The following is a 7,559-nucleotide window of genomic DNA, read 5'->3' on the forward strand; positions in this document are numbered from 1 at the left end:
ATCGCAGTGGATGGCCGAGCGGAATTGCACAACTGGATTCGATTTCAGGGACAGTACCATGACCATGAAACCGGTCTGCACTATAACCGACATCGGTATTACGCTCCCCAAAGCGGCAGATTCATTAGCAAGGACCCCATTGGGTTGATGGGGGGGGTGAACGGCTATCAGTACGTTCCTGCTCCAACCGGATGGATTGATCCGTTGGGACTTCAAAGAGGGCCGGTGCTTCTCGGTTTAGGGCACCTTTACCGATCGAACGCGTCGCCACCATTGCCAACTGCACCTCGCAATGTCGCAATAGACGAAGTATTAAATACTATATCAAATTACCAGTTTGAAAATGAGCGGTTGCCGGGCGAATGGGTTGGCGTAAACGTTCCGTGGTCAATGCCGGAGCTGAGAGTGTATTGTGCGGATGGCTATTATGGGGACGATTCTCCTTTCGTTGATAATTCTGGGAAAACATGTAAGCCAAAAAATAGATTTTCTGATGCTGCGTTTGTTGTAAAAGGAAGGGATCCGAGGAAATTTGTGTGTACAAAAAAGGTCATATATGAAATCAAGCGCTAGGCTTCATATCTTTTCAGCTTTTATGATCGTTGTTGTGATCGGTATGGTTTCTGCGTACTTGTTTGGCGGAAGCCAGTCGTATCCCGAGATGTTGGATAAATGTATTAATAATTGCGGGAATCGGAATATGTTCGGGAAATTGGTTCGACCCGACAAGCCATACTCTCCAAGGCAGACAATTGCAGATTACGAATGTAAATGCTATTGAAGCGATTTACTTTGCCATTTCCGCTACAAAGGAAACACCGATTTATCAGGGTTTTCGGTCGTCGCAGACATAACCGAGGACGTTGCAAAAGAAAGCTCACGGAACGGGACCCATAATTATGAAGCGGCAGATCAGCTTTGCAGAAGCGGAAAGTGCGGGCAAGAAGCGAGTGACCAAACGCCGGCGTTTCCTTGGCGAGATGGAGAAGTTACTACCGTGGTTGCGATTGCTGTCGGCAATTGAGCCGTACTACCAGAAGGGAGCGCGCGGCTGCCCGCCGATCGGTCTGGAGCGGATGCTTCGAATCTATTTCCTGCAGCAGTGGTACAGCCTGTCGGACGAAGGGCTGGAGGACGCGCTGTACGACAGCATCGCGATGCGTGCCTTCTCAAGTATCGATCTGGAGGTTGAGGACGTGCCGGATGCGACCACGCTGCTGAAGTTCCGGCACCTGCTGCTCGAACAGGACCTGATGCGCAAGCTGTTCGACGAGATTGGCATTTCGCTGTGCGAATGCGGGCTGATGATGAAGGGAAGGCGCGCTGGTCGATGCGACGATCATCGAAGCGCCGCCGTCGACCAGAAACGCCGAGAAGCGTTGCGATCCGGACAAGCGTCAAACGAAGAAGGGCAACGAGTGGCACTTCGGCATGACAAAGATGATGGCACGACCAATCACCGGTTTCTGAGTATACGGATATGCGGGGGGATCAACGTCCATCAATATGCCCCAACCCGACCGAATGGGTCGATCCATTGGGGCTGTCAGGGATTGCACATCAACGGAGGACAAAGGCCAGGGCGGATGCTCGTCAGGCGAAGCTGAATGTGCAGACGGCTGATACGTTGCAGAAACCGGATTATTCTTTGGATAAAGTCTACGACGTGATAAATCCAAATCGGAAGATATGGGATGCTTTAAGTCCTTACGACTATACGCCATATTGCAGGAAATGGAGTAAGCCGAAGTCATCGTGCGAGCGCTGGGATCGCGAGGCCGGGCGTGATGTCCGGGAGCCGAGTGACTATCTTCCAATTGAATATTGGCCTGTCAGAAAAATCCCAAAAGGATATCAGTGTGACGACGTCTTCATGTTTCCCGATCTTCAGGGGCCATCGGCTGCTCCAACGGCGGATTACGATGATGCTATTGATCTAGCTGGGCGAATTTTTAGAAATGTGAGGGGGCGGCGATGAGAGCTTTTTTGTTTATTACTTTATCTCTGTTTTCGAGCTTGAGCTGCGGGAGGGATGGTTTGGGCTGCGTGGCCCTTGAAACGCCAAGTACGATGGTGGCCCTTTTCCCCGTTGTTAAAGAACGGTCGATATGGGAATGGTATCGAATTCAGAAAACGCCAGAGCGAACGGAGTACGCCTGGATTGCTGAGCCGGGTGTTTTTTTGACGAGTAAGGCATCCCGAGTCTTTCGTGGAAATGGTATGGCATTCGCCATCTCTCTCGGTTCTGCGAATCTCGAAGCCGTCGCCCCAGGGGCGGGAAGCTTGGATGATCTCGTGAAGTTGACGCAGAAAAATGCCTACTACACAAAAAGGCCAGAAACCGAGGAGGAAAAGGATAGATTAATGAATTTCATGTACTACAGCCGAGTGGGCGGGAAGTTCGTGGATGAGGATGCCATTGTTGTGGGAACGCTTGATAGGGCCACGACCGATGCCGCGAAGGCCGGCAATCCAACGCATTTAAAAATGCAGGCGATCCTGCCGTACTCGGGTGAGTCGTACGAATGCTTTGCAAAAATCGAGAAAATATCTCGACCTGCCAGCGAAGTCCTAAAAGGATATCGGTGATGTGATGTCATGCTCAGAGGACATGGTGACTTTCAACTGCTTCAACTTCGGATTACGATTATGCTATTGATCTAGCCAGGCGAATTTTAGAAACTTGAGGTGTGGCGATGAGGGAATTTTTATTTATTACGTTATATCTGTTTTCGAGCTTGAGCTACGGGAGGGATGGCGTGGGCTGCGTGGCCCTTGAAACGCCGAGCACTGTGATGGCTCTTTTTCCAGTCGTTAAAGAGCGGGCAGCATGGGACTGGTATCGAATACAGATAACGCCAGAGCGAACGGAGTATGCCTGGATTGCAGAGCCAGGTGTGTTTGCGATGGAGGAGGGGGCTCGAGGTTTTCGAGGGAATGGCATGGCGTTCGCCATTTCTCTGGGTTCTGCGAATCTCAAAACTGTCACGCCAGGCAGAGGAAGCTTGGTGGATCTCGTGAAGCTGACGCAGAAAAATGCCTATTACACGAAAAAACCGGAAACTGAGGCGGAAAGCGATAGGCTTTTGAATTTTATTCACTACAGTCAGGTGGGCGGGAAAATCGTGGACAATGATGCCATTGTTGTGGGAACGCTTGATAGGGCCACAACCGATGTCGCGAAAACCGGCAATCCAACACATTTAAAAATGCAGGCGATCCTGCCATACCCAGGGGAGTCGTATGAGTGCTTTGCGAAAATCGAGAAAATATCTCGGTCTTGGTAGAGGTGCTGGCTTTCGTAATTGCTGGAGCCCTAGTGGAATGGAATTTAATGATGAGAATGAGCCGCCGCCCTTGGATTTTGCAAGGCGGAACATGGGTGAATTTAAAGGAGGCTCACTTGGAATTTTGAAAGAGATTGGGGTTCTTTAATTCTGGTGAGTACATTTTCATTTTTGAGTATATGCGTGGCCATTGGTTTTACTGTTGTGTGGTCGATCATTTTTATTAGGAAAATTTTTAGACAAAACAAGATCACGTGGAGCGACGTCAAGACTTGGATCAAGAACGTCATTGATTCGCTTTTGGGGATGGGGTAGCGCGACAAGCATACGGACGGGCGGGACGGACCTCGGGTCTTTGCGCTCGAGCAAAGAGCGTTTTCTCTCTTGGTCCTGGTTTGTGCATGTACGGCTCGGCCGTGCTCGGGTTGACGGTCATCGCGCTAACCATTTGGGGCGCGGGGCATGGATGTGAGTTGCCCATTGGCAGAAATACACATGGATGAATACGGAGGAGAAATGCTCATGCGCTTTCAATGCAATCAGGCGCAGCGTTCGGTGCAACGTGTCGGTGTGCGTTTGCGGTTCTACGCCCGCTTGGATGCCGCGCTGATTCCTGGGCTGGGTGTTGCCGGCGGCTGCGTTTCCAGTGAGATCGAAACTGGCATGCTGCGGGCGATTATTCACGATGACCTTCTGGCCATAGGCGAAGGCCGGGAGAACTACGCCGCCACGGTTTTGAAGATCACCATGGTCACGGCATCCGAGGTTGCACTTGCTTATGCTGAAAATAAAAGGACTGCTGATCGCAGTGGATGGCCGAGCGGAATTGCACAACTGGATTCGATTTCAGGGACAGTACCATGACCATGAAACCGGTCTGCACTATAACCGACATCGGTATTACGCTCCCCAAAGTGGCAGATTCATTAGCAAGGACCCCATTGGGTTGATGGGGGGTGAACGGCTATCAGTACGTTCCTGCTCCAACCGGATGGATTGATCCGTTGGGACTTCAAAGAGGGCCGGTGCTTCTCGGTTTAGGGCACCTTTACCGATCGAACGCGTCGCCACCATTGCCAACTGCACCTCGCAATGTCGCAATAGACGAAGTATTGAATACTATATCAAATTATCCGTTTGAAAATGAGCGGTTGCCGGGCGAATGGGTTGGCGTAAATGTTCCGTGGTCAATGCCGGAGCTGAGTGTGTATTGTGCGGATGGCTATTATGGGGACGATTCTCATTTTGTTGATAATTCTGGGAAAACGCGTAAGCCAAAAAAATAGATTTTCTGATGCTGCATTTGTTGTAAAGGGAAAGGATCCGAGGAAATTTGTGTGTACAAAAAAGGTCATGTATGAAATCAAGCGCTAGGCTTCATATTTTTTAACTTTTATGATCGTTGTTGTGATCGGTATGGTTTCTGCGTACTTGTTTGGCGGAAGTCAGTCGTATCCCGATATGTTGGATAAATGTATTCAGAATTGCGAGAATCGGAATATGTTCGGGAAATTGGTTCGACCCGACAAGCCATACTCTCCAAGGCAGACAATTTCAGATTACGAATGCAAATGCTATTGAAGCGATTTATTTGGTCATTTCCGCTACAAAGGAAACGCTGATTTATCAGGGTCTTCGGTCGTCGCAGACATAACCGAGGACGTTGCAAAAGAAAGCTCACGGAACGGGACCCATAGTGATGAAGCGGCAGATCAGCTCTGCAGAAGCGGAAAGTACGGGCAAGAAGCGAGTGACCAAACGCCAGCGTTTCCTTGACGAGATCGAGAAGTTGGTGCCGTGGTCGCGATTGCTATCGGCAATTGAGCCGTACGCAGTTCCGCATTAGTGCCGCCGACGACCTCGCGCGATCGTCTATTTATCAGCGTTTCCCTAGTGTGTCTGTACCATTATTCTGAGGGATATTTGTGTGTGAATTAATTGGAATTGTTCGGGTTGTAGTGTTTTTTATATGTGCGTCCCTAATTGTTGGTGGCGTTTTGTCGTCTTATCTATTTTGCAGGAGGCGCGGGATTGATATGAACAAATTTTCGGGTATGTTTGAGATGTATCGCCGTGTTTTTTTATTTGAAAATAAGTCATTTTCAATCTTTATGTTTTTGTGCATGTATGGATCTGCTGCATTGATATTGGGTATCTTTTTTTTGACGCAATGGGGGGTGGGGCAAGGCTGTAATTTTCCTCTTGTTAAAAGCAAGACGTGGTGAGGCTTCCGGCCTCGAAGGATTAGGAGGGTATATCGATGACACGTAGCTTATCGCTTAGCTTGTGCGGCCTACTAGCGATCGTTCGCTGCAATGACTTGAGGAGATGGAGCCAGATCAAGCTGATTGCGATTCTTCTTGCAGGATTTGTCCCAGGTCTGTCGGTCGCGGCAGGATACGTTCCAAGTCAATCGGAAGTCATCGTGCTCAAGTCGATCATGGACGATGACATCGACAACTTCTTGCAAGGTCGACAGACCTATGCGGGAAATGTACTGAATGTGGCTGTGACTACGGTCACGGCGGACGAGATTGCTCGGGCCTACCGAAAAGGGCGATCTATTGGAAATCGCCAATTTTCAAGGAAATATGCGTTGCTTTCTGGTGTCGTTGCATCGCGTCGTGAAGACGAAAGTGGTTCGCTGATGGTGATGTTCGACGCGGCAAATGGGTTTCAAATTCATGCCCAATTGGAGCCGATCGCCGCCGCCCGTGCTCGCCTCTTAGAGGACGGGGGCAAGGTCACCTTGGGGTGCTTACTTTCGAAAGCAGTGAAGGGCGGTGTCCACTTCGTGAACTGCACGTTCGGGGGCGACCTGGGAAAGATGGTTTGGACAAAGTTGCGGACTTACCTGTCCGATTTCTATGCGGGCGAGCGCGCTGCGAACATCACCATTCCTACGCTGGCAATCAACATTGCGCTGTACGCGCAGGTTTTGCCGCTTGATAGTGGCTGCCCAGATGACAAAGAAAAATGCGACGCTGCTTTCGCAGCGGTTCGATCGTTTGATGAAGATCCACAACTTCTGGCGGGCGTGATCAGGCGGTTCCAGGATGCTGGTCTCGACCTCCGGGATTTCGAGAAACTACACAAGCGCGAACTGGCCAAGGTCAAGCCCCTCGAGGAGTCCGTGCGATGACGCGCTGGAGGATGCAAAGGACACGGTTCTCGCCTGTATGGAGGCGGGGAGCACTGGAAGTCGTGAACGTGGACGATTACCGGGGCGAGGTGATTAATGCTTCTCGAAGCGATCAAGTCCATCGTTCGGCGCGACGTGTCGGTGCGCGTTTGCGACTCTGCACCCTACTTGTCGCGGTGCTTGTTCCAGGGTCGGGTATCGCTGGCAGCTATGTTCCTGGTGAGGTTGAAACGGCTCTCCTAACGATCGGCCGACAGGATGACGTGGGCGCATTCGCGGCGGGACAACAGAGCTATGCCGCACAGGTCTTGAATATCGACGTTGCGACAGCACAGGACATCGCGCGCGTTTACCAAAGCAAAGATGATGAGAAGGCCGATCACCGGTTCCTGAGCAGACGCGTACTTGTGTCCGGCATTGTTGAGGCGGTATGGCCAGACGACCCTGATCGTACGGTGCTCGTGTATGCCGACACGGGTGCGACCCAAGTTCGGGCGATAGCCCATGGTAACCAGGCGTCGCGGGTGGCTACCTGGTATGCAGGAAGCAAGGTTTCCCTCGTCTGCACCGGTGCGGGCGGAACTTCCCGTGCCGTTAGCTTTGACGATTGTGAGAATGCGGGCGACGTTGGCCGGCGCGAATGGGAGCGCCTGGATGCTTGGTTTGCCGATTTCTATCAAGGCAAATATGTCCCGAACATCATGATCGCCATATTGGCAATCAATATCGCGGCGCGGGCCAGCAGGATGCCTGCTGATCACCGTTGTGCTGAAAGCCTCGAGAAATGTCGGGAAGCTGCGATGGCGATCGGTTCCCTGACCAGCAATGACGGCCTTTTAAGAGAAGTCGTGCAGCGATTCGAGGCGAGTGGACTCGATCTCAGCGTGCTGGCCCCCGTACAACTGACGCCTTAGCGAGCGTCAAGAGGCACCGGGCGCGACAGAGGGGCGCCCTTGCCCCCTGAACAAGGCTTGGTCCCGGACGCAGCGCTCCCATCACAAGAAGCCGCATCGGATTGCGGCCCATCTATTCCAATTTCACATTCCTAGTCATCCGCGATGGATAGCACGAACAGCAACGCCGCATTACCTCGAGCAAAGCAAGTAGCCGTCGTCCCGGTGAATCTGATC

The 7,559-nt window shown here is 51.4% G+C and carries 6 protein-coding genes and 3 pseudogenes; all 9 read left to right on the forward strand.

Annotated features, from left to right (window positions below; all coding sequences use genetic code 11):
- On the forward strand, positions 1–573 hold a 573-nt coding region (locus DIE08_RS34960), incomplete at its 5' end, for an RHS repeat-associated core domain-containing protein (RefSeq protein ID WP_148096099.1).
- Between the two features lie 326 nt (positions 574–899).
- Positions 900–1,434 (forward strand): annotated as a pseudogene (locus DIE08_RS34965) (IS5 family transposase); the annotation flags it as partial.
- 786 nt (positions 1,435–2,220) lie between these two features.
- On the forward strand, positions 2,221–2,589 hold the full coding sequence (locus DIE08_RS34970) for a hypothetical protein (protein WP_124906412.1): 369 nt from the start codon (positions 2,221–2,223) through the stop codon (positions 2,587–2,589).
- A 107-nt stretch (positions 2,590–2,696) separates the two neighbouring features.
- The gene (locus DIE08_RS34975) at positions 2,697–3,287 is read left to right on the forward strand and encodes a hypothetical protein (protein ID WP_124906414.1); all 591 of its coding nucleotides are present in this window, start codon (positions 2,697–2,699) and stop codon (positions 3,285–3,287) included.
- 495 nt (positions 3,288–3,782) lie between these two features.
- A complete protein-coding gene (locus tag DIE08_RS34980) occupies positions 3,783–4,151 on the forward strand; it encodes a hypothetical protein (RefSeq protein ID WP_124906416.1) in 369 nt (122 codons plus the stop codon).
- Positions 4,117–4,303: pseudogene (locus DIE08_RS36490) on the forward strand (RHS repeat-associated core domain-containing protein); the annotation flags it as partial. The gene DIE08_RS34980 and the pseudogene DIE08_RS36490, both read left to right, overlap by 35 nt.
- A gap of 683 nt (positions 4,304–4,986) precedes the next feature.
- Positions 4,987–5,118, forward strand: a pseudogene (locus tag DIE08_RS34990) (IS5/IS1182 family transposase); the annotation flags it as partial.
- A 429-nt stretch (positions 5,119–5,547) separates the two neighbouring features.
- On the forward strand, positions 5,548–6,429 hold the full coding sequence (locus DIE08_RS34995) for an OB-fold protein (protein WP_124906418.1): 882 nt from the start codon (positions 5,548–5,550) through the stop codon (positions 6,427–6,429).
- A gap of 62 nt (positions 6,430–6,491) precedes the next feature.
- Entirely contained in the window at positions 6,492–7,343 is an 852-nt protein-coding gene (locus DIE08_RS35000; RefSeq protein WP_185715948.1) for an OB-fold protein, read from the forward strand.
- Positions 7,344–7,559 lie beyond the last annotated feature (216 nt).

It is taken from the genome of Burkholderia sp. Bp9004, from assembly GCF_003858025.1.
In the GTDB taxonomy this organism is placed as follows: Bacteria; Pseudomonadota; Gammaproteobacteria; order Burkholderiales; family Burkholderiaceae; genus Burkholderia; species Burkholderia diffusa.